We start from the raw sequence: 20,241 nt of genomic DNA, 5'->3' as shown, positions 1-20,241 counted from the left end.
GGCCGCGCCCGCGCCGTGTGCTCCCGTAGGCTGGCCGGATGTTCAGCCCCGAAGGCCCGAGCCTCCGTGAACTCGCCGTCCAGGCCCTGTCCTCGGTCGAGCGCGGTTACGACCTGCTGGCCCCGAAGTTCGACCACACCCCCTTCCGGACCCCGGACCCGGTCCTCGAGTCGGTCGCGAAGGCGCTCACCCCGCTCGGCCCCTTCGCGGACGGCCTCGACCTGTGCTGCGGGACAGGAGCCGGCACCGACGTACTCGCCCGAGTGTGCCGGCACAGCGTGACCGGGGTCGACTTCAGCGCCGGCATGCTGGAGATCGCCCGCCGGCAGCCCCCGCCCGAGGGACCGGACGTCACCTACGTGCGCGGCGACGCCCGGGCCCTGCCGTTCGGGCCCGCCTTCGACCTGGTCGTCAGCTTCGGGGCGTTCGGGCACTTCCTGCCCCGGGAGCTGCCCGGCCTCTTCGGCCAGGTCCACGCGGTGCTGCGGCCGGGCGGCACCTTCGCCTTCCCGGTGCTCGCCCCGCCCCGGCCCACCAGCCCAGGGTTCTGGATGCTGCTGGGCTTCGACACCGTGATGCGCGTGCGCAACGCCCTGTGGCGGCCCCCGTTCGTCATGTACTACCGGGCCTTCCGGCTCGGCGCCGTGCTGGAGGAGCTGGCGCGCGCGGGGTTCTCCGTAGAGCTGTCCGCGCTGCCCGAGTTCGGCGCGCGCGCCGACGACAGCCCGCGCGCCCGGCTGGTCGTGGCCCGGCGCGGTCAGCCCGCGGCAGGCACCGTGAACTCGTAGACCAGCGCGTCCTGCTGGGCGTCCACCACCAGGTCGGTGATCTCCAGCGGTCGGGCGTACTGGTCGTGCACCCGGCGGGTCACCCGGACCGAGGACGCGTCCGCGACCTGGGTGATGGAGTCCCGGTGGTGCAGGGTGAGGCCCGCCTGGCGCATCCAGTCGTAGGCCCGGCGCAGCTGCGCGGCGGCACAGCCGTCTGCCCGGTCCCGGTAGCGCCCCAGTTCCTCGACCTCGGTCAGGGCCACCGCCGAGAACGAGGTCACGGCGGTGCGCAGGGCGTGGCCGTCGGGGGAGGCGGACTCGTAGCGGTGCACCAGGGTCGGCCGGTGCGGGGCCAGCCCAAGCGCCGCCGCGTGCTCGGGCGGCGGCTCCTCCCAGGCCACCGTGGCCCGGTCGACCGCGCCGTGCTCCGTGGGCCCGGCGCCCACCGGGAAGGCGAGCGAGACCGGGCTCTCCACCGGCCGGCCGGGCAGCGTCGCGTGACTGCCCCGCCGGTCGGTGGCCACCAGTCCGCTGTGCCGCAGCACCTCCAGTGCCTGCCGGACGGTTTCCCGGCTGACCCCGAAGTGCCGCGCCAACTGCCGTTCCGCCGGCAGCCGTTCCCCGGGCGGCAGGGTGCCGTCGCGCAGTTCGCCGAGGAGTTGTGTCGCGATCCGCCAGTACAGGGGCTGCCCTTCGCTCTCGGAGTGACCGTGGGGGGTGGTGCGGGCCATGCCGCTCCTCCTGTGGGTGACAAGAAGTAGCCGTGCGGGTTCGTTCCGCGACCACATCTAGCATTGGTCTAAACCATCAGGGAAGAGCGGCCGGCGGGTTCGGCCGAAACCGTGCGGGCCTCACAGACACGCGTAAACGGCGTTGACCAGGGCCGTCTTCCGCGGGTCGTCCGCGATCCGCGGCCCCATGCGGTTCATGACGTATCCGAGGGAGACCCCCGCTTCCGGGTCGGCCAACCCGCAGGAACCGCCGAACCCGTCGTGCCCGAAGGCCCGCGGATTGGGCCCGTACGAGCCGTTCGGCCCGCTCAGCCACAGCCCGAGCCCGATCTCGGTCTCGTGCTCGAAACCCGCCCCCAGTACCAGGTCACGGCAGCTGCCCTGGCCCTCCCGCACCCGCTCGGCCGCCTCCGGCGACAGTACGCGCAGGCCGCCGTACTCGCCCCGGCCGGCGAACACCCCGTACAGCGCCGCGACCGCCCGGGCCGTGCCGTGCCCGTTGGCGGCCGGGATCTCGGCCGCCCGCCACCCGGGGGTGTTCGCCGCATTCGCGCCCACGCCGGGGTTGGCCAGGGCGGCGACCGCCGCGGGCGCCAACTGGCTGAAGATCGCAGCCTGTTCGCTGTCCGACACGACGCGGGGATGCACCAGCTCCGCCGCCCGCCCGGACTCCTTCTCCGGCAGTCCGACCGTGAAGTCGATCCCCAGCGGCCCGGTGACCTCCCGCTCCAGGAACGCCCCCGGCCGCAGCCCCGACACCCGCCGCACCACCTCGCCGACCAGGAAGCCGTAGGTCAGCGCGTGATACCCGGACCTGGTCCCCGGCTCCCACCAGGGCTCCGTCGCCGCGAGCCGCGCGGTGGTCAGCTCCCAGTCGTACAGATCCCGCAGCGAGTGCGGCTCGCGCAGCCCGGACAGCCCGGCCCGGTGCGAGAGCAGATGGCGCACCAGGACCCGCTCCTTGCCGGCCGCCGCGAACTCGGGCCAGTAGGCGGCCACCGGCGCGTCGAGGTCGAGCAGCCCCCGGTCGGCCAGGATGTGCGCACACAACGCCACCGGACCCTTGGTCGTGGACCAGACGTTGACCACGGTGTCCCGCTCCCACGGCCGGCCCTGCGCCGGATCGGCCCAGCCGCCCCACAGATCCACCACCGTCTCGCCGCCGGCCGTCACCGCGACGGCGGCGCCCAGCTCCTCCCGGTCCCGGAAGTTCTCCTCGAACGCCTCCCGCACCGCCGCGAAACGCGGATCGCAGTGGCCGTGGACCTGTGGCTGTGGTTGCGGCTGGGACTCGTGCTCGGACATGCGCCCTCCGTCGTACGCCGGAAAACCCGGACCGCGACGCTGCGGTCCGGGCACCCCGAACGTACCGACTGGTCGGACTGGGGGGAAGCTCAGAGGAGGAAGAGTCTTCCGGCCGGCTCCTGGTGCCCCTCCCCGGTGTGCCAGTAGTCGCGGGACTCCACCGCGAGGCCCTGTGCGTCGAAGCGCACGAACACGCACCCCGCCAGCGTGGCCGCCGTACCCCCTTCTTCGGACCGCACCCGGAACTCCGCCGCCGCGACCCCGTCCGGGCCCACCAGGGGCGCCGAGAACCTGACGTCCGTCACCCGCTCCGCCCCGAACGACCAGCGCAGATAGGCGGCGAGTTCGTCCCGGCCCCGGTGCGGGGCGCGGAACGGCATCGAACGGTGCACACAGTCCTCGGCATACAGGGCCAGCAGCGCGTCCACGTCGTGCGCGGCCCAGCCCCGCTCCCAGACCCGGACGAACCGCTCCGCGGTCTCCCGTACGTCCAACTCCGCCTCCTCCTCAGATGTACGAGCGCAGCCAGCGCGCCTTCGTCGCCTCGTGGTACGGGCCGCCGCCCTCGTGGTCGTTGAAGTCGTACACCTCGATCGTCTTGTCCTCGTGCGCCCAGGAGTTGAAGGCCGCGTAGACCGTGGAGGGCGGGCAGGTCTGGTCCTCCAGGGCCGCCGAGAACAGCGCCGGGGCCCGGCCGCGGGCCGCGAAGTGCACACCGTCGAAGTAGGAGAGGGTGCGCTGCACGTCCGCCGAGCGGCCGCGGTGCGTCTTCAGGAACAGGCCGATCTCCCGGTACGGGTGACGGTCCGTCAGCGTGGTGGCGCGCGGGAAGTCGCACAGGAACGGCACGTCCGGCGCGACCGCCACCAGGTCCGGGACCAGACCGCCGACCGCGATGGTGATCCCGCCGCCCTGGCTGGAGCCGAGCGCCACGGTCCGCGACGCGTCGGTCAGCGGATGCGAGCGGGCCGCCTCGACCGCCCGGACCGCGTCCGTGAACACCCGGCGGTAGTAGTAGTTCTCGGGCGCGTCGATGCCCCGGGTCATGAACCCGGGGTACGCCGGCGCACCGCCCACCGGGTCCGCGGTGCCGCCTCCGCCGCCCCAGGCGCTGCCCTGGCCGCGGGTGTCCATCGTGAAGTGCGCCCGTCCCGTCGACGCCCAGAGCAGGTTCTCGTGCGCCAGGCCGCGGCCGCCGCCGTACCCGATGAACTCCACGACGAGCGGCAGCGGTTCGGTGGTGCCGGCCGGAAGCCGCAGCCAGCCCTTGACCGGGTGGCCGCCGAAACCGGCGAACGTCACGTCGTAGACGTCGACCGTGGACAGCCCGGCGTCGACCGGCTCGAAACGGGCGTCGAGATCGTGCTCGCGGGCTTCCTGGAGCGTCTTGGACCAGAAGGCGTCGAAGTCGTCTGGCGCCACCGACGTACTGCGGTGTTCCCGGAGCTCGTCGAGGGGAAGGTCGAACAGGGCCATCAACAACCGCCTTGGTGAAGGGAAGGTGCGGATGATCACACCGTACGTGGATGGTCCGACGAATCGCCAGGCCCCCGCACAGCCGGCCACCGCGGCGAACCTCCTGCCGTCGGCGGCGGATCCGCTGGTCAGCGAGGCGAACTGCCGTGCGTGGACGGCGGGCGGGGACCCCCGGCGGCTGAGCGGCCGCGGCGGGTGGTCGGGTCACCTCGGCCGCGACGGCGGGCGCCCAGCCGGAGACCGGGGCACGGACGAGGCCGGGGCGTGGGCGAGGCTGGGGGTAGGCGGGGCCGGGGCGTGGACGACGGCGGTGGCGGGACGCGGTGCCGGTCGGCGCGGGCGAAGGCGGCCGGTCCGGGCCGACCGGCGCACCGCCACGCACGCGTGCGTGGCCCGGCGATCGGCAGACAGCCGGGCAGGGGTCCCGGACGCGGGGCGTCCGGCGCGGGGTTTCACGCGCGACCGCGGGTCCAGTCAGGTCCGGTGCGGGCCCACTCCTGCTCCCACTCGGCGAGCCGGTGGCGCAGCGCCACCCTGCGCACGATGCCGTGGCCGAGCAGCACCACGGCCGCCGCGGCGCTCGCCCCGCACAGGCCCACGGTGACCGTGTGCTGCCAGACGGCGACGTCGTCGGGCGGCGGGGCGACCCCGTGCCCCTGCCGGTCGAACCACACGTCCACCGCGTCACCGGTCCGCGTGCCTGCCGGGACCCGGGCCAGGGTGGTCTTCGTCCCCTCGCCGGGCACGGTCCAGCGGACGTTCGTCTGGTAGGCGTGCGCCCGGTCGCCGCCCTGCACCGACGGCAGCTGCTCCGGGCTGCCGCCGACGACCACGGCCCGGACCATGTGGCGTTCGGACCGCTCCACCACCGCCACCGACCGCGCCTGCTCATGGGCCCAGAGCCCTGCGATCGCACCCGCCAGGGGCGCACCCGCGCACAGCAGGACCGCGACGGCGAGCGCTATCCACGCTTCCACCATGTCGGACTTGCGCCGCAGCGGGTTCTGCCGCCAGCGCCAGCCACGCACCCGGGTACGCATGTCGACCTCCTCGCCGCCACAAGAGCCGGAGGGCCGGACAGCCGGTCCGCAGCTCCCAGCGTGCCCCCGCTCGCATGCGAGCGTCCACACGGGACTGGTACCCCGAACGGAGCAGCTCGCCCACCGCCCGGACATCCGGATCCGGCACCGGCTGAAGCACAGGTTCCGGCGCGCGCCGCCCACCCGTCCCGGCGCCCCGGGCACCCACTGACCGCACGCCCCCGGACCGCACGCTCCGGAGCCGAAAGCGTCCGCTCCGCGCGTCCGCCCCGCACGTTCGCTCCGCGCGCCCGCGGTGGCCGTCAGGTGCGCCGGCGGTCAGTCGAACCGCTCAGCCGAACCGCTCGATGCGGATCCGGTCCACCGGCTGTCCGGCCGCCACGAGCAGCCGCGAGGCATGCTCCGCGAACCCGTTGGAGCCGCACACATAGGCCTCCCACCCGCCCTCGGGCTCCTCGGCCAGGAGCGGGGCCACATGTGCGGCGGACATACGTCCCACCGGGACACCCTGGGGCGCGGCGCGGGTGAAGACGGTCGTGGTCTCCGCGCCCAGCTCCCGGGCGTAGATCAGCTCCTCGGGGGAGCGTGCCGACACCACCATGCGCAGCGGCACCTCCAGGGCCCGGGCCCGGTGGTGCCGGACCATCGACATCAGCGGTACGACCCCGGAGCCGGCGCCGACCAGCAGCGCGGGCCGGTCGCCGGGCCAGGCGAAGAAGCCGCTCAGCGGGCCGCGCACCTCGACGGTGTCACCGGGCCGGGCCACCGTGTGGAACCAGCCCGAGACCTCGCCGTCCGCGACATGGTCCAGGGTCAGCTCGATGTGCCCGGAGCCGTCCGGTGCGGAGGCGAGGGAGTAGTGGCGCTGGGCCGTGTAGCCGTCCGCGGCGGTCAGCCGCAGCATCAGGTGCTGCCCCGGCAGATGCCCCGCCCAGGCGGGCACCGCCAGCCGGAAGGTCGCCGCGCGCGGGGTCTCGCGCCGTATCCCGGTGATCGTGGCCGTCTGCCACACCCCCGCGGCCTGGTCCCCGACCTCGATGCGCCCGGGCACCGCGAAGCGCGTCGGGGGAGCGAAGGCCGTCCCGGCGGTCGTCGTCTCAGTCACCGGAGTACCTCTGCTCCTCCCACGGGTTGCCCCGCGCGTGGTAGCCGTTGCGCTCCCAGAAGCCGGGCTCGTCGTGGTCGAGGAGGGTGATGCCGGCGATCCACTTGGCGCTCTTCCAGAAGTACAGGTGGGGCACCAGCAGCCGCGCCGGGCCGCCGTGCTCGGCGGGCAGCGGCTCGCCCTCGTACGTGAAGGCGATCCAGGCCCGCCCGCCGGTGAGGTCCGCGAGCGGCAGGTTGGCGGTGTAGCCCGTGTGGGAGTAGGCGACGGCATGTGTGGCGGCCCCCTGGGGGCGCACCACATCGAAGAACGCGTCCAGCGAGACGCCGCCGAACCGCACCCCGAACTTCGACCAGCTGGTCACGCAGTGGATGTCACCCTCGTAGACCGACGCGGGCAGCGCGTGCGCCGCGTCCCAGTCCCAGGTGCGCGGCTCGGCCACCAGACCGTCGATCCGGAACGACCAGTCGGCCGGCGCCAGCTCGGGCGTCACCTCGGCGGACAGCACCGGCCAGTCGGCGCCCGTGTCGTACTGGCCGGGCGGCAGTCCGGCGTTGTGGACTCGGAGGCGGCCGGAAAAGCCTCGGGTGACGTTCATGCTCCAACCGTACGACGCCCGATCGGGTGCTCCCGCCCAGGTCAGGCCCCCGTTCATTGCGGCCGTATGAACGATCCGCGGGTGCGGGAATAGCCGCCCCGTGCCCGTCCTTGCCGCTGAGTGCGGCTGCCGGGACACCGGTGACAGCACCAGAGAGCGAGGAAAACGATGCCCAAGGCGTACGTCTACACCAGGCACGGCGGGCCCGAGGCCGAGGCCTTCGCCGAGGTGGCCCGGCCCGTTCCCGGCCCCGGTGAACTGCTGATCGCGGTCCGCGCGGCGGGGGTCAACCCCGTCGACTGGAAGCTGCGGGGCGGTTTCCGCCGCCCCGGCGAGGGGGAGGCACGCTTCCCGGTCGTCCTCGGCAGCGAGGCCGCCGGTGTGGTCGAGGAGACCGGCGAAGGCGTGACCGGGTTCGCGGCCGGTGACGAGGTCTTCGGCAACACGCCCGGCGGCGCGTTCGCGGAGTACGCCCTGCTGACGGCGTCCCTGACCGCGCACAAGCCCGCCTCGCTGTCCTTCACCGACGCCGCCACCCTGCCGGTCGCCGCGGCCACCGCCTACGACGGCGTACGCCAGCTCGACCTGCCCGAAGGCGCGACCCTGCTGGTCACCGGCGCAGGCGGCGGAGTGGGCGTGGCGGCCCTGCAGATCGCCCACGCTTGGGGCCTGCGGGTGGTCGGTGTGGCGAGCGAGGCCAAGAAGGACCTCGTCGAGTCGCTGGGCGCCGTGCACGTGCCCTCCGGCCCGGGCCTGGCCGACCGGGTGCGGGCGGTCGCTCCCGACGGCGTGGACGGCGTCTACGACCTGGTCGGCGGCGAGGTGCTCAGCGAGGCGGCCGGCCTGCTCGCCGACCGCACCAGGCTGATCACCGCCGGCGCGGCGCCGGAGACCGTCGCCGCGCTGGGCGGGTCGCGGGTGGCACGCGCCCGGACCGCCACAGTCCTGGACGAGGTGGCCGAGCTCGTCGTGGCCGGTGAACTCGACCCGCATGTCTCTCGGACCTTCCCGCTGGACAGGGCCGACGAGGCGGTGCGCGCCGTCGAGGACGGGCACGCCCTGGGCAAGATCGTGATCGAGGTCGCCATATGAGCGTCCCGCACGCCCGCGAGGGCGCTCCGCACGTCCTGGACAACCCGGCCCGCGCCTCGCTCACCGGCCCGCACGCCCGCTTCGCCGAGCGGCGCGGCCGGATCCTGCGCTACCCCGCCGACGTCTCCCCGTGGCTGGCGCTGCCCGACGATCCGGACGCCGGGGACTGGGCGGATCTCGCCGCCCTGGCCGGCCCCGGCGCGGAGGTCCCGCTGCCCGGCTACCGCGGTGAGCTCCCGGAGGGCTGGGAGCTCACGATGAACATCGCCGGCGTACAGCTGGTGGACGAGGGCATGGACGCCGCCCCGGAGCCGGCCGCGGTCCGGCTGGGCCCGGCCGACGTACCGGAGATGCTCGACCTGGTCGGCCGCACCCGCCCAGGCCCGTTCCTGCCCCGCACCGTCGAACTCGGCACGTACCTGGGCATCCGCCGGGACGGCAGGCTGATCGCGATGGCGGGGGAGCGGCTGCACCCGCCGGGCTGGACCGAGATCAGCGCGGTCTGCACCGACCCGGCACACCGTGGCGAGGGTCTCGCGACCCGGCTCGTCCGCGCGGTCGCGCACGGCATCCGGGAACGCGGCGAGACACCCTTCCTGCACACCGGCGCCGAGAACACGAACGCGATCCGTCTGTACGAGTCGCTCGGCTTCCGCCTGCGCCGCCGTACCGCCTTCGTCGCGGCCAGGGTCCCGGAGCCGCTCGGTCAGTCGTCGGCGGAACCCGTCGAGGTCCCGGCGTTGTAGCGCTCCAGGTACCCGGCGAACCTGACCAGGTCCGCCTCCGGCCAGTCCGCCAGCTGTTCCTGGAAGGCGGCCCGGCGGCTGCGTGTGACCTGGGCCAGGATCCCCTGCCCGGCCTCCGTCAGATGCAGCACCTGGACCCGGTGGTCCTCAGGGTCCAGGCGCCGCTCGATCAGCCCCGCCCGCTCCAGCGCCGCCACCTGCCGGCTGACCGTCGACTTGTCGAGCGCGTAGTGCGCGGCCAGGTCGGTGGCCCGGCAGCCGCCGCGCTCCTCCAGGTGCCCGAGCAGGGTGTACGACACCAGCGACAGCTCGGGGTGCATGCGCCCGGCCGAGGCCCGGGCCCGGCGCGCGAACGCCGTCATCTCCCGCTGGATGGTCTCCACCGCCGTCTGTGCCGTTGTCACGCGAACACCTCCGACGGCCGCGCCTTCCACCGCAACGCCCTCACGGGAATACCTCCTCCGACGCCCTAGTTGTATAGTACAACTTGCTCGTGAGTTGTATAAGCCAACCAGTTTGGCCCGAAGGTTCTGGAGGTCGTACGCGATGAGGTCACCGGCACTGCGCCATGTGCTCACGCACCTGATCACCCCGCTGCTGATGTGCCTGGGCATGGGGCTCGCCTATATGGGCGCGTTCGTTCACCCGGAGCCGAACCACATGCCGGTGGCCGTGGTCGGCGCCGGACAAGAAGCGAAGGTGTTGGCGCAGACTGTCAAGGACACCGCCGGCGACAAGCTCGACGTCCGTACCGTCCCCACCCGCGCCGCGGCCGTCGACCTGCTCAGGTCGCGGACCGTGACCGGCGCCTATGTGCCGAGTGCCAGGACTCCGGAGCTGATCGTCGCCAGTGCCGCCTCCGACATGGGCGCCACGGCCGTCGAGAAGGTCTTCGCGCCGGTCGCCGAGAAGAACGGCGCGGCCCTCAAGGTCACCGATGTCGCCAAGCCGGTCGCGGACGATCCCACCGGACAGGGCCTCTTCTTCCTGCTCATCGCCGTGAGCATCGGCTCCTACGCCTCGGTCGCCGCCCTCGGCGCGGCCGGCGCGGCACTCCCCATGCGGATACGCGCCCTGCTCGCGCTCGGCGTCTCCGCCGTCGTCAGCGGCATCGGCGCATTCCTCGCCGGACCGGTGTTCCACCTCGCCCACCACGACCTCGCCGGGGTCTGGGGCATGGCCTGGCTCTACTCCGCCGGCATCCTCCTCATCGGCGTCGGCCTGCACACCTTCCTCAAGCGGTGGACCACGCTGACCATGATGGTGCTGTTCGTGATGCTCAACTTCACCAGCTCCGGCGGGTTGTTCCGCCCCGACCTGCAGAACGGCTTCTTCGGCACCCTGCACGCCTTCTGGAACGGCGCCGGATTCGTCGAGGGCATCCGCAGCCTGCTGTACTTCGGCAGCGACGGCCTCGGCCGGAACGTGTGGACCCTCGCGGTCTGGCTGCTGGCCGGCCTCGCGGTCACCGCGATCGCCGCGGCCCACGAGCGGGCCAAGGCGGCGTCGGCCGCCACCGTGGTCGTACCCAAGTCCCCTGCCGGACCGGCCGGACCGGCCCAGGAGGCCGAAGCGGCCGAGGAGGAGACCGAAGAGACGGTCGGCGTCTGACCGTTCGCCCGGCGGACCGCCTGCAGGCGGTCCGTCCGAGCGGTGACAGACCAACTGACCGGCGCGTCGGCGTGCGGATAGGCTCCGGGGTGATGACCTCACTCTCCGAAACCGGAACCTCCGCCGTCGTCTCCGCGCTGCGCGCCGCCGGCTGCGTCTTCGCCGAGGACGAGGCGGAGCTGATCCTCGCCACCGCCCGTACCCCTGACGAGGTGGCCGCCATGGTGGACCGGCGCGCCACCGGACAGCCCCTCGAACACGTCCTCGGCTGGGCGGAGTTCCACGGACTGCGCATCCTCGTGGAACCCGGCGTGTTCGTGCCCCGCCGCCGTACCGAGTTCCTGGTCGGCCAGGCCCTGGCCCAGGCGCCCGGCGCGTCCGTCGTCGTGGACCTGTGCTGCGGCTCCGGCGCGGTCGGCGCGGCCCTCGCCGCCGCCCTCGGGGAGGCCGAACTGCACGCCGCCGACATCGACCCGGCCGCCGTCGCCTGCGCCCGCCGCAACATCGCCCCCTACGGCGGCCATGCCCACGTCGGCGACCTGTTCGACGCCCTGCCCACCGCCCTGCGCGGCCGGACCGGCATCCTCGCCGCCAACGTGCCCTACGTCCCCAGCGACGAGGTCGGGCTGCTGCCCGCCGAGGCCCGCGAGCACGAGCCGCTGGTCTCCCTCGACGGCGGCGGCGACGGACTCGACGTGCTGCGCAGAGTCGCCGCGGGAGCCCCCGAGTGGCTCGCGCCCGGCGGCTGCGTCCTGGTCGAGACGAGCGAGCGTCAGGCCGACGAAGCCGTCCGAATCTTCCGGCACGCCGGGCTGCACACCCGGCTCGCGGCCTCCGAGGAGCTGTACGCGAACGTCGTGATCGGCGTACGGGACCGAGACCGCCCCTGAGGGACCACTGCAGGCGGACGGTGATCGAGGGGAACACGTGGACGTTGCCGAACAGAGGCTGGACACTCCTTGGGAAGGCGTCCTGGCCACCCCTGCCCAGGGAAGCGACACCGGTGTGCTGGTCCTGGCCGGTTCCAGTGGGCGCATCGAACGCGAGCGAGCACGCATCCTCGCCCGGCAGGGCGTCACGGCTCTGTCCGTCCGCTGGTTCGGCGGGCCGGGGCAGTCCCCGGGAATCTGCGAGATCCCTCTGGAGACCTTCACCACCGCCGTCGACCTCCTTGCGGCGAGCGGGGCACAACGCATCGGTGTCCTCGGCGTCTCCAAGGGCGCTGAAGCGGCCCTGCTCACAGCCGTGTACGACCCGCGCGTGGACGTCGTCATCGCACTCTCACCCACGTCGCGGGTCTGGTGCAACGTGGGTCCGGGCCGCGACGGAGCACAGCACCCGTATCGCTCTTCCTGGACTTGGCGGGCGCAGCCCCTTCCTTTCGTCCCCATGGACGGATCCTGGGCCCCCACCGGGCAGGGCCACGGTCCCGTCGCCATCCGCGGATGGTACGAACGCAGCGAGCAGACCTTCGCCGGTCTCCTCGCCCGGGCGGACATCCCCGTGGAAAGGGCCCGGGCCGATCTGCTGCTCGTCGCCGGTGGCGACGACGCCATGTGGCCCTCGCTCCCCTTCGCCGAACAGCTGGCAGCACGCAGACGCTCAGCCGGGGCCACCGTGCAGCTGATCACCCGCCGCGATGCCGGCCACCGACCGCGTCTGCCCGGCGAGAGCCCGGCGCCCCACTCCCCGCACTTCCTCTACGGAGGCACGCCCGAGGCCGACAGGCTCCTGGGTGAAGCGGCATGGCCGCACATCCTCGACAGGCTCGGCACCACCGCACTGCCCGGGGTCGCGTCCTGACCTCCCGCCGGTGCGGCGGGAGGCGTATGTACGCGCTAGGTGCCGGCCCCGCTCCCCGAAGGGCTCGGGGACGGTGAGCGGGTGTCGGGGCGTTGCCATGGGCCACCGTGGTGGTGCATGACGCCGCCCCGGCCCAGGCCCGGGAAGTCGCCCGAGAACGCGGCGGACGCGGTCGGCTTGCCGTCGCTGCCGCGGGTGCCGATCAGGAAGGCCGTCGCGCTCTTCTTCAGCGCGTCGGAGTCGCCCCGCACCTTGACGTCCGAGCCCACGGTCCACGTCCACGACGTGCCGTCGTCGCTCTTCACCGTGACCTGGCCGCCGTCCACCCTCTCGACCGTGCCCCGCTGCCAGACCCGCACCACGTACGTGCCGGTGTCCGGGTCCTTGACGGTCGCCTCGCCGTGCACGCCCATGCCGCCTGTCCCGAACCAGCCGTGTCCCGGTCCGCGCCCGTCCGGTGCGGAGGGCGCCGTCGGCGCACCGGAGGCGGCCGGGGATGCGGTGGAGCCGCCGCCGCCCGAGCCGGCGGCGAACGCCACCGTGCCGCCCAGGGCGAGCGCTCCCGCGACCAGGGCCACGGTCACCGCACGCACGCGGAGCGATTGACGGCGCCACAGACCGCGCAGCGGTGCGCCCGGCTCACGGTCCGGTCCCGGCCCCGAGAGGACCTCCGACGGGGCTCCCCACTCCGCGGCCGCGGCCTGCGGGGGACGGTCGGGCATCGGCGGGATCGACGGCTCGGCTCCACCGACGCCACGGCGGTCTTCCCGCTCCGGTTCGTGCGTCACGGCTCGCTCCCATCGGCGAACGGCACGCGGCATCGCGCGATGCATGCCTCTCTGTGAAGTGTGGTGGGCTGCCGATAAGAATCCGGTAATCGGTTCCTGTGAATTCGATGAATCCGGCAGCGGTGTGTCCGGCGCGCCCGCGGCCCTTCGGCTACGGCAGTTCCCGGGCCCGTGCGATGAGCAGCGCAACGTCGTCGTGGTTGTCGGGGTGGTGCAGCTCCCGCAGCAGCAGGTCGCAGACCTCCTCCAGGGGGCGGGGCGGGCCGTCGAGCAGGGCCAGCAGTTCGTCGAGGCGTTCGTCCAGGGAGTGCGAGCGCGTCTCCACCAGGCCGTCGGTGTAGAACACCAGCTCGTCGCCGGGTTCGAAGTCGACGGTCGTGGTGGCGAAGGCGACCCCGCCGACGCCCAGCGGGACCCCGGTGGGCAGATCGAGGAGCTCCGGCGGCCGGCCGGGGCGGAGCCGGGCCGGCGGCAGATGGCCCGCGTTGGCGATCCGGCAGCGGCGCAGATGCGGGTCGTAGACGGCGTAGACGCAGGTCGCGATGGAGTGGTCGAGGCCCGACGTGGTCTTGTCCAGGTGTTCCAGGAGGACCGCCGGGTCCAGGCCCAGCGAGGTCAGGGTGGTGGTCGCGGTGCGTAGCCGGCCCATCGTCGCGGCCGCGTTGATGCCGCTGCCCATCACGTCCCCCACCACGAGGGCCGTTCCGCCGCCGTCCAGCGGAATGACGTCGAACCAGTCGCCGCCCACCTCGACGGTGGCGTCGGCCGGCTGGTAGCGGGAGGCGACCTCCAGACCGGGGGCGACCCGGGGATGCGTGGGCAGCAGGCTGCGCTGGAGGGTCAGGGCGGTGGTGCGGGCGTTCTCGTACCAGCGGGCGTTGTCGATCTGCACGGCCGCCCGCGCCGCCAGCTCCCGGGCCAGCAGCAGATCGTCGTCGTCGAAGGGCGCCGGATTGCGGGTGCGCTTGAGATCGAGGGCGCCCAGCACCTCGCCGCGCGCGATCAGCGGCACTGCCAGGTACGAGTGCACCCCGGCTCGGCCCAGCAGCACCGCGGCCTCCGGGGAGGGGGCGATCCGGGCCAGGTCCCCGTCCTTGACCTGCGGGAGGACGACGGCCTCCCCGGCCCGTACGCACCCGGTGATGAGCCGGTTCGGCGCGTAGCGGGTGACGGTGCCGGGGACGTCGGCGGCCCGGCCCGCGTCCGCCGTCTGCTCGGCCCGCACGGCGAGGGCCCGGAGCGCGGCCGCCTCGGCCGGGCCGAGGGTGCTGCGCAGGCCTTCGACCACCGTGTCCAGCAGCTGAACGACCGCCACGTCGGCGAGTTCCGGCACGGCGACGTCGGCCAGCTCCAGGGCGGTGCGCTCCAGGTCCAGGGTGGTGCCGATACGGGCGGAGGCGTCGGCGATCACTGCCAGCCGCCGGCGCGCGCTCTCGGCCTCGACCCCGGCCCGGTACGTCTCGGTGATGTCCACCACCGAGGTGGCCACGCCCAGCACGTTGTCCAGCGCGTCGTCCAGCCGGTAGATCGACACCGACCAGATGTGCTCCTCGTCCGGGTCGGCCGGCGTACGGCCCACCGCGGACTGGTCGATGACCGGCTCGCCGGTCCGCAGCACCCGCAGGTAGGTCGACTCCAGGGCTTCGACGTCCATGAAGGGCAGCACCTCGCGGATCGTCCGCCCCACGTGCTCCGCGGCCGGGACGCCGTTCATCCGTTCGAGGGCCGGGTTGACCGACACGAACCGCAGGTCCGTGTCGAGGACCGCCAGCCCGATGGGCGACTGCTTGACGATCCGCTCGGAGAGCGCCACGTCCTGCTCCAGCCGCCGCACGGTCGACTGGTCGGCGGCCAGACCCAGCGCGAACACGTCGCCGTTGTCGTCCGTGAGCCGCATGTTGCGGAACTCGACCACATGGGTGGAGCCGTCCTTGTGCCGGATCGGGAAACCACCGGCCCAGCTCCGCCCGGTGCTCATCACGTCCGAGAACAGCTTGCCGACCAGTTCGATGTGGCGCTCGTGCACCATCAGCCGGGCCGCGTACTGGCCGAGCGCCTCCTGCGCCGAGTAGCCGAACAGCTCTTCCGCCTGTGGGCTCCACAGCACGATCCGCCCCTTGGCGTCCAGCACGACCGAGGCCACGCTCAGGACGTCCAGCAGCCCGCCCGGCCGCACGGGTCCGCGCACGGGCTCCCGGCCTCCCGGCACCGAGGCCTCGGCTGGACTCATCGCACGCACCGCCTTCGGGCTTTCGTACGGCACGCCGTCCCTTGTGCCGACTCCCCTTGTTCTATCGCGCTCACACCCGGCTCGCCGATGTCACCACCGTCTTTTCCACCATCTCTCACCACGGCGGGATCCGTACGGCGAAGCGACCACAGGGGCGGCAGGGGAGTGAGTTCACTTTCCCGTCCCGTCATTGTTCTGTACATGCCCATCGGGGCCACGCCAGACTGGCCGGCGCACGCGCGTCCCACCCCCCCGATACCGAGGAGTAGGCTTCCATGCCCGCGTCCACCCGGCAACGTTGTCGCGCAGGCCTGACCGCCCTGGTCGCCCTCGCCACCACCGCGGTCCTCGCGACCGCCGCCCCGGCCTCCGCCGCCGACACCTGGACCGAGACCGGCTCCGACCACGCCGATGCGCTGACCGAGAGCCAGGGGCTGACCTCGGTCGAGGTCCCGGCCGGCAGCCCCAACCGGTACACCGGCATCGGCACCATCCCGCTCAGCGTCTCCAGTCGCGGCTGGAACCACGTCGGCGACCCCGACGAGTCCTACGACGGCTACTACGTCGAGCCTTACCAGGCGGACTCCGGCACCGCCAAGATGTACCGGGTGCAGGCCCCCGACGGCACCTGGTCGGAGTACGTCCACACGCTCGCCCCCGGCGAGGCCCTCAACAACTCCTGGTCCGCCGTCACGCCCGACAGCCAGTACATGCTCTCCGGGGAGTACGGCACGATGACCCGCTTCCTGGTCTTCCCGACGCCGGGCGCCAACAGGAGCACCGCGCCGTCCGCGAACCTCCCGCTCGCGTCCGTCGTCAACCTGGACCACGCCGTGCGTGACGTGCAGGGCTGCGACTTCTCCGGTGCCACCACCCTGCTGTGCTCCTCGGACGACCCGGACGGCAGCCTCTTCGGCTACACCAAGCCGCTGCTCCAGATCGACCTGTCCGCCCGGCCCGGCTCCGCCGATGTCACCGGACATGTCACGGCGCTGCGCCGGCTCCCACTGCGCAGCTCCTGCTCGGGCACCTTCGAGGCCGAGGGCATCGACTACGACCGGCGCACCGGCACCCTGCGAGTCATCGTGATGTCGCCCGGCTTCTGCGTCCTCACGGACAGCAAGACCTACAAGTTCACCCGGAGCTGAGCCCGCGGCCGCCTGCCCCGGCGGGTGGTGCGGGGCCCGGAGATCGGTGCTTTTCTGTTGGCATGGCGTGGTTCGCGGGGGAACCCGTGTTACCGCGCCATTGCCATGAGAGGAGCGATCACGATGGTCCGTGAGCGACCGCACGAGGAACCCGTCTCGCTGGAGATCAGCGGATGCAGCAAGGAAGACGCCCGGATCGTGTTCGACGCGCTGTGCCAGTGCTTCGAGTCCGACCGGGCCGCCGAGGACGTGCCGCAACAGCTCCACGAGACCCGCCCGATGGTATGGCTCGGCACGTTCGAGGTCACCGACACCCACGAGTGCACCCCGCCGCCCCGGCTCTCGGCCCCGGTCGAGGCCGACGCACAGGGCGGGTACTGGGCGATCAGCCGGCTCCACACGACCCTCGACTCCCTGTTCACCGTGCGGAACCTGTCGTCCGCGTCGGGGGACCAGGAGAGGGAGCTGCATGTGCAGCTGGAGAGCCGGGGGGCGTAGCGCACTGGTCGAAGAGCCGGTGCTGTGTCGCATGACACCCCCTCCGCCGTTGTGCAACTAGTTGCATAAACCGTGCGCGGTCCTCTACAACTACGGTGACGACACCGCGCACGGAGGCCCCCATGAGCCGTTACCCGAACCTGCTGAAACCCCTCGACCTGGGCTTCACCACACTCCCCAACCGCGTGCTCATGGGCTCCATGCACGTGGGCCTGGAGGAGGCCGAGCGCGGCTTCGAGCGGATGGCGGAGTTCTACGCGGCCCGGGCCCGCGGCGGAGTGGGCCTCATCGTCACCGGCGGCATCGCGCCCAACGACGAGGGCCGGCCGTACGAGGGCGGCGCCAAGCTCACCACCGAGGAGGAGGCCGCGCAGCACCGGGCCGTCACCGAGGCGGTGCACCGCGAGGGCGGCCGGATCGCGATGCAGATCCTGCACTTCGGCAGGTACGCCTACCACCGCGACCTGGTCGCCCCGAGCCCCCTCCAGGCCCCGATCAGCCCCTTCCCGCCCCGCGAGCTGACCGACGCCGACGTCGACCGCACCGTCGACGACTACGCCCGCGCCGCCCGCCTCGCCCGGCAGGCCGGTTACGACGGCGTCGAGATCATGGGCTCCGAGGGCTACCTGATCAACGAGTTCATCGCCACGCAGACCAATCGCCGCACCGACCGCTGGGGCGGCTCGTACGAGAACCGGATGCGGTTCCCCGTCGAGATCGTCCGCCGGGTCCGCGAGGCCGTCGGCGACGACTTCATCATCGTCTACCGGCTGTCCATGCTGGACCTGGTCCCCGGCGGCTCCTCACTCGACGAGGTGATCACTCTCGCCCGGGCCGTCGAGGCCGCCGGGGCGACCATCATCAACACCGGCATCGGCTGGCACGAGGCCCGCATCCCCACCATCGCCACCTCGGTCCCGCGCGGCGCCTACACCTGGGTCACCAAGAAGCTGATGGGCGCCGTGTCCGTCCCACTGGTCACCACCAACCGCATCAACACCCCCGAACTCGCGGAGGAGCTGCTCGCCGAGGGCTTCGCCGACATGGTCTCCATGGCCCGCCCGATGCTCGCCGACCCCGACTTCGTCGCCAAGGCCGCGGCCGGTACGCCCGAGGCCATCAACACCTGCATCGGCTGCAACCAGGCCTGCCTCGACCACACCTTCAGCGGGAAGATCACCTCCTGCCTGGTCAACCCGCGCGCCTGCCACGAGACCGAGCTGGTCCTCGCCCCGACCCGGCTGAAGAAGCGGGTCGCGGTGGTCGGCGCCGGACCGGCCGGCCTCGCCTGCGCGGTGTCCGCCGCCGAACGCGGCCACCAGGTCACCCTGTTCGACGCGGGGGCCGAGATCGGCGGCCAGCTGAACGTGGCCCGCAAGGTCCCCGGCAAACAGGAGTTCGACGAGACCCTGCGCTACTTCCGCCACCAGCTCGGCGCGCACGGCGTCGACGTCCGCCTGAACACCACCGTCGAGCCCGAGGACGTCACCGGCTACGACGAGGTCGTGGTCGCCACCGGCGTCACCCCGCGCACCCCCGACATCCCCGGCGTCGACCACCCCCGCGTCCTCGGCTACCTCGACGTGCTGCGCGACGACGCCCCCGTCGGCGACCGCGTCGCGATCCTCGGCGCGGGCGGCATCGGCTTCGACGTGGCCGAGTACCTCACCGACGGCGGCGACAAGGCCGGCGAGGACCCGGAGACGTACTTCAGGCAGTGGGGCGTCGACATGGAGTACCAGGGCCCCGGGGGTCTGGCCGCGCCCGAGCGCCCGGCGCCGCCGCGGACGGTGCACCTGCTCCAGCGCAAGGCGAGCAAGGTCGGCGCGGGCCTCGGCAAGACCACCGGCTGGATCCACCGCACCGAACTCAAGCACCGGGGCGTCACCATGGTCCCGGGCGTGCGGTACGACCTGATCGACGACGCCGGACTGCACGTCACCGTCGACGGCGAGAGCACGGTCCTGGAGGTCGACACCGTCGTGCTGTGCACCGGGCAGGAACCGCGCCGGGGCCTGTACGAGGAACTGGTCGCCGCCGGCTGCAGCGCGCACCTCATCGGCGGTGCCGACGTCGCCGCCGAACTGGACGCCAAGCGGGCGATCAAGCAGGGCACCGAGCTGGCGGCCGCCCTGTAGCGCCCGTCCCTAGGATGAGCCCATGTCACTCCCGCACGCGATCCTCACCGCCCTGCTCGAAAGGCCGTCGTCGGGGCTTGAGCTGACCCGCAGGTTCGACAGGTCGATCGGGTACTTCTGGTCGGCCACGCACCAGCAGATCTATCGCGAGCTCGGAAGACTGGAGGCCGAGGGCTACATCTGCACCCTGCCCACCGAGCAGCCGGCCCGCGGGCAGAAGAAGAGCTACGAGGTCCTGGCCGCGGGCCGCGCCGAACTGGCCCGCTGGACCGCCGCCTCCCAGGACCCCAAGCCGCAGCGGGACGTGCTCCTGCTGCGGCTGCGCGCGGCCGCGGTCGTCGGCACCGCCGGCCTCGAAGCCGACCTGCGCCGCCATCTGGAGCTGCACCGGCTGCAGTTGGCCGAGTACGAGGAGATCCAGCGCCGCGACTTCCCACCGGGCAAGGACGCCCCCGAGGACCGGCTGCGGCACCTGGTGCTGCGGGCCGGCATCGACCTGGAGACCTTCTGGACGCGGTGGCTCGGCCACGCCCTGGAGGAGTTGGGTGAGCTCCCCGGCCCGTCCTAGAGCCGGTAGGGCTTCGAGCGCTTGCGCAGGTACCAGCCGGTGGCGATGACGCCCGAGCCGACCAGGGCGGCGCCGATGCCCAGGGTGAGCGGGCCGTAGTCGCGGGCGGCGCCGCCCAGACCGCCCATCACGCCCCGGGCTGGGGCGGCGGGCGCGGCCGACCTGGTGGTGGAGGAGGTCGTCGGCGCGGCGGGGGCCGAGGAGACGATCACCGACTGGGTGCCCGCCGTACCGCCGTTGGAGCAGACGACGACCACCGTGTAGGTGCCGGGCGACACCCCCGACCAGGCGGCGGACTGGCTCACCGTGGTGCCCGCCAGGGCCACCTGCCGCCCCTGGGCGAACGCGGTCTGACCGCTGTTGAGCAGCGAGGCGTTGCCCCAGCTGCCGTTGGACTGGGTGCAGGCGCTGGTGACCACCGAGACCGTGGTGCCGATGGTGCTCACCGAGATGCCCGAGAGCGCGGCGGACGGGCCGGCGAGCCAGGTCGGGAAAGCGGCGGCGGCCGCCAGGGTCAGGCCGGAGCGGAGGAGGAGTCGTGTAGTGCGCATGGTCTGCCCTCCGGCGGCACGGTTGGCGGAACGTCCCGTGCGC

At 73.1% G+C, this 20,241-nt stretch carries 21 protein-coding genes; 10 read left to right on the top strand and 11 right to left on the bottom strand.

The window, feature by feature from the left end:
- Positions 1–38: 38 nt before the first annotated feature.
- Positions 39–788, top strand: coding sequence for a class I SAM-dependent methyltransferase (locus JF597_RS13230; protein WP_293993444.1), 750 nt, complete (start codon positions 39–41; stop codon positions 786–788).
- On the opposite strand, the gene JF597_RS13225 is transcribed toward JF597_RS13230, so the two are convergent.
- The 7 genes from JF597_RS13225 to JF597_RS13195 form a co-directional block, all read right to left on the bottom strand.
- Positions 758–1,501 (bottom strand): GntR family transcriptional regulator, encoded by a 744-nt coding sequence (locus JF597_RS13225; RefSeq protein WP_293993443.1) that lies wholly within the window; start codon positions 1,499–1,501, stop codon positions 758–760. The two genes, JF597_RS13230 and JF597_RS13225, sit on opposite strands and share 31 nt — an antisense overlap.
- A gap of 120 nt (positions 1,502–1,621) precedes the next feature.
- A complete protein-coding gene (locus JF597_RS13220; protein ID WP_293993441.1) occupies positions 1,622–2,806 on the bottom strand; it encodes a serine hydrolase domain-containing protein in 1,185 nt (394 codons plus the stop codon).
- An 89-nt stretch (positions 2,807–2,895) separates the two neighbouring features.
- The gene (locus JF597_RS13215) at positions 2,896–3,300 is read right to left on the bottom strand and encodes a nuclear transport factor 2 family protein (protein WP_293993439.1); all 405 of its coding nucleotides are present in this window, start codon (positions 3,298–3,300) and stop codon (positions 2,896–2,898) included.
- A gap of 13 nt (positions 3,301–3,313) precedes the next feature.
- Positions 3,314–4,282 (bottom strand): acetylxylan esterase, encoded by a 969-nt coding sequence (locus JF597_RS13210; protein ID WP_293993438.1) that lies wholly within the window; start codon positions 4,280–4,282, stop codon positions 3,314–3,316.
- A 452-nt stretch (positions 4,283–4,734) separates the two neighbouring features.
- The gene (locus tag JF597_RS13205) at positions 4,735–5,322 is read right to left on the bottom strand and encodes a hypothetical protein (RefSeq protein ID WP_293993437.1); all 588 of its coding nucleotides are present in this window, start codon (positions 5,320–5,322) and stop codon (positions 4,735–4,737) included.
- Positions 5,323–5,653: 331 nt separating this feature from the next.
- A complete protein-coding gene (locus JF597_RS13200) occupies positions 5,654–6,427 on the bottom strand; it encodes a ferredoxin reductase (protein WP_293993435.1) in 774 nt (257 codons plus the stop codon).
- Entirely contained in the window at positions 6,420–7,025 is a 606-nt protein-coding gene (locus tag JF597_RS13195) for a sulfite oxidase-like oxidoreductase (RefSeq protein ID WP_293993433.1), read from the bottom strand. The genes JF597_RS13200 and JF597_RS13195 overlap by 8 nt, the downstream gene beginning before the upstream one ends.
- Positions 7,026–7,193: 168 nt before the next feature.
- Here JF597_RS13195 and JF597_RS13190 point away from each other — a divergent pair, with 168 nt between their 5' ends.
- Both JF597_RS13190 and JF597_RS13185 read left to right on the top strand, forming a co-directional pair.
- Entirely contained in the window at positions 7,194–8,117 is a 924-nt protein-coding gene (locus tag JF597_RS13190) for an NADP-dependent oxidoreductase (protein ID WP_293993431.1), read from the top strand.
- A complete protein-coding gene (locus JF597_RS13185) occupies positions 8,114–8,863 on the top strand; it encodes a GNAT family N-acetyltransferase (RefSeq protein WP_293993430.1) in 750 nt (249 codons plus the stop codon). The genes JF597_RS13190 and JF597_RS13185 overlap by 4 nt, the downstream gene beginning before the upstream one ends.
- Here JF597_RS13185 and JF597_RS13180 read toward each other — a convergent pair.
- The gene (locus JF597_RS13180; RefSeq protein WP_293993537.1) at positions 8,824–9,225 is read right to left on the bottom strand and encodes a MarR family winged helix-turn-helix transcriptional regulator; all 402 of its coding nucleotides are present in this window, start codon (positions 9,223–9,225) and stop codon (positions 8,824–8,826) included. The genes JF597_RS13185 and JF597_RS13180 overlap by 40 nt on opposite strands.
- A 184-nt stretch (positions 9,226–9,409) precedes the next feature.
- Between JF597_RS13180 and JF597_RS13175 the strand changes: the two genes are divergently transcribed.
- From JF597_RS13175 to JF597_RS13165, 3 genes are all read left to right on the top strand, one after another.
- Positions 9,410–10,474 carry a hypothetical protein gene (locus tag JF597_RS13175; RefSeq protein ID WP_293993428.1) on the top strand — a complete coding sequence of 355 codons (1,065 nt, stop codon included), beginning with the start codon at positions 9,410–9,412 and terminating at the stop codon, positions 10,472–10,474.
- Between the two features lie 92 nt (positions 10,475–10,566).
- Positions 10,567–11,364 (top strand): putative protein N(5)-glutamine methyltransferase, encoded by a 798-nt coding sequence (locus tag JF597_RS13170; RefSeq protein ID WP_293993426.1) that lies wholly within the window; start codon positions 10,567–10,569, stop codon positions 11,362–11,364.
- A gap of 37 nt (positions 11,365–11,401) precedes the next feature.
- Entirely contained in the window at positions 11,402–12,277 is an 876-nt protein-coding gene (locus tag JF597_RS13165; RefSeq protein WP_293993425.1) for an acyl-CoA thioester hydrolase/BAAT C-terminal domain-containing protein, read from the top strand.
- Positions 12,278–12,312: 35 nt separating this feature from the next.
- Here the strand turns inward: JF597_RS13165 and JF597_RS13160 are convergent, their stop codons facing one another.
- Both JF597_RS13160 and JF597_RS13155 read right to left on the bottom strand, forming a co-directional pair.
- Complete coding sequence (locus JF597_RS13160) at positions 12,313–13,065, bottom strand: hypothetical protein (protein ID WP_293993423.1); 753 nt, start codon at positions 13,063–13,065, stop codon at positions 12,313–12,315.
- A gap of 151 nt (positions 13,066–13,216) precedes the next feature.
- Complete coding sequence (locus JF597_RS13155) at positions 13,217–15,295, bottom strand: SpoIIE family protein phosphatase (RefSeq protein WP_293993421.1); 2,079 nt, start codon at positions 15,293–15,295, stop codon at positions 13,217–13,219.
- 275 nt (positions 15,296–15,570) lie between these two features.
- Between JF597_RS13155 and JF597_RS13150 the strand changes: the two genes are divergently transcribed.
- The 4 genes from JF597_RS13150 (at position 15,571) to JF597_RS13135 (ending at position 19,647) form a co-directional block, all read left to right on the top strand.
- Positions 15,571–16,443 carry a hypothetical protein gene (locus JF597_RS13150; protein ID WP_293993420.1) on the top strand — a complete coding sequence of 291 codons (873 nt, stop codon included), beginning with the start codon at positions 15,571–15,573 and terminating at the stop codon, positions 16,441–16,443.
- 123 nt (positions 16,444–16,566) lie between these two features.
- A complete protein-coding gene (locus JF597_RS13145; protein WP_293993419.1) occupies positions 16,567–16,941 on the top strand; it encodes a hypothetical protein in 375 nt (124 codons plus the stop codon).
- A gap of 122 nt (positions 16,942–17,063) precedes the next feature.
- Positions 17,064–19,079 (top strand): NADPH-dependent 2,4-dienoyl-CoA reductase, encoded by a 2,016-nt coding sequence (locus JF597_RS13140; RefSeq protein ID WP_293993417.1) that lies wholly within the window; start codon positions 17,064–17,066, stop codon positions 19,077–19,079.
- A gap of 22 nt (positions 19,080–19,101) precedes the next feature.
- Positions 19,102–19,647 (top strand): PadR family transcriptional regulator, encoded by a 546-nt coding sequence (locus JF597_RS13135; RefSeq protein ID WP_293993415.1) that lies wholly within the window; start codon positions 19,102–19,104, stop codon positions 19,645–19,647.
- On the opposite strand, the gene JF597_RS13130 is transcribed toward JF597_RS13135, so the two are convergent.
- Complete coding sequence (locus JF597_RS13130; RefSeq protein WP_293993414.1) at positions 19,644–20,198, bottom strand: hypothetical protein; 555 nt, start codon at positions 20,196–20,198, stop codon at positions 19,644–19,646. The two genes, JF597_RS13135 and JF597_RS13130, sit on opposite strands and share 4 nt — an antisense overlap.
- Positions 20,199–20,241: the final 43 nt, after the last annotated feature.

Origin of the sequence: Streptomyces sp. (assembly GCF_019510245.1) — a bacterium.
GTDB lineage: Bacteria > Actinomycetota > Actinomycetes > Streptomycetales > Streptomycetaceae > Streptomyces.
The sequence above is the reverse complement of the archived record's forward strand: the minus strand, read 5'-3'. Positions and strand labels throughout refer to the sequence as shown.

Excerpts from the sequence above, each read along its gene's own strand:
- JF597_RS13130 (WP_293993414.1), bottom strand. The coding sequence starts at position 20,198 with ATGCGCACTACACGACTCCTCCTCCGCTCCGGCCTGACCCTGGCGGCC.
- JF597_RS13155 (WP_293993421.1), bottom strand. The coding sequence starts at position 15,295 with ATGAGTCCAGCCGAGGCCTCGGTGCCGGGAGGCCGGGAGCCCGTGCGC.
- JF597_RS13195 (WP_293993433.1), bottom strand. The coding sequence starts at position 7,025 with ATGAACGTCACCCGAGGCTTTTCCGGCCGCCTCCGAGTCCACAACGCC.
- JF597_RS13175 (WP_293993428.1), top strand. The coding sequence starts at position 9,410 with ATGAGGTCACCGGCACTGCGCCATGTGCTCACGCACCTGATCACCCCG.
- JF597_RS13180 (WP_293993537.1), bottom strand. The coding sequence starts at position 9,225 with ATGACGGCGTTCGCGCGCCGGGCCCGGGCCTCGGCCGGGCGCATGCAC.
- JF597_RS13145 (WP_293993419.1), top strand. The coding sequence starts at position 16,567 with ATGGTCCGTGAGCGACCGCACGAGGAACCCGTCTCGCTGGAGATCAGC.
- JF597_RS13230 (WP_293993444.1), top strand. The coding sequence starts at position 39 with ATGTTCAGCCCCGAAGGCCCGAGCCTCCGTGAACTCGCCGTCCAGGCC.
- JF597_RS13210 (WP_293993438.1), bottom strand. The coding sequence starts at position 4,282 with ATGGCCCTGTTCGACCTTCCCCTCGACGAGCTCCGGGAACACCGCAGT.
- JF597_RS13185 (WP_293993430.1), top strand. The coding sequence starts at position 8,114 with ATGAGCGTCCCGCACGCCCGCGAGGGCGCTCCGCACGTCCTGGACAAC.
- JF597_RS13225 (WP_293993443.1), bottom strand. The coding sequence starts at position 1,501 with ATGGCCCGCACCACCCCCCACGGTCACTCCGAGAGCGAAGGGCAGCCC.
- JF597_RS13220 (WP_293993441.1), bottom strand. The coding sequence starts at position 2,806 with ATGTCCGAGCACGAGTCCCAGCCGCAACCACAGCCACAGGTCCACGGC.
- JF597_RS13140 (WP_293993417.1), top strand. The coding sequence starts at position 17,064 with ATGAGCCGTTACCCGAACCTGCTGAAACCCCTCGACCTGGGCTTCACC.
- JF597_RS13150 (WP_293993420.1), top strand. The coding sequence starts at position 15,571 with ATGCCCGCGTCCACCCGGCAACGTTGTCGCGCAGGCCTGACCGCCCTG.
- JF597_RS13190 (WP_293993431.1), top strand. The coding sequence starts at position 7,194 with ATGCCCAAGGCGTACGTCTACACCAGGCACGGCGGGCCCGAGGCCGAG.
- JF597_RS13205 (WP_293993437.1), bottom strand. The coding sequence starts at position 5,322 with ATGCGTACCCGGGTGCGTGGCTGGCGCTGGCGGCAGAACCCGCTGCGG.
- JF597_RS13170 (WP_293993426.1), top strand. The coding sequence starts at position 10,567 with ATGACCTCACTCTCCGAAACCGGAACCTCCGCCGTCGTCTCCGCGCTG.
- JF597_RS13135 (WP_293993415.1), top strand. The coding sequence starts at position 19,102 with ATGTCACTCCCGCACGCGATCCTCACCGCCCTGCTCGAAAGGCCGTCG.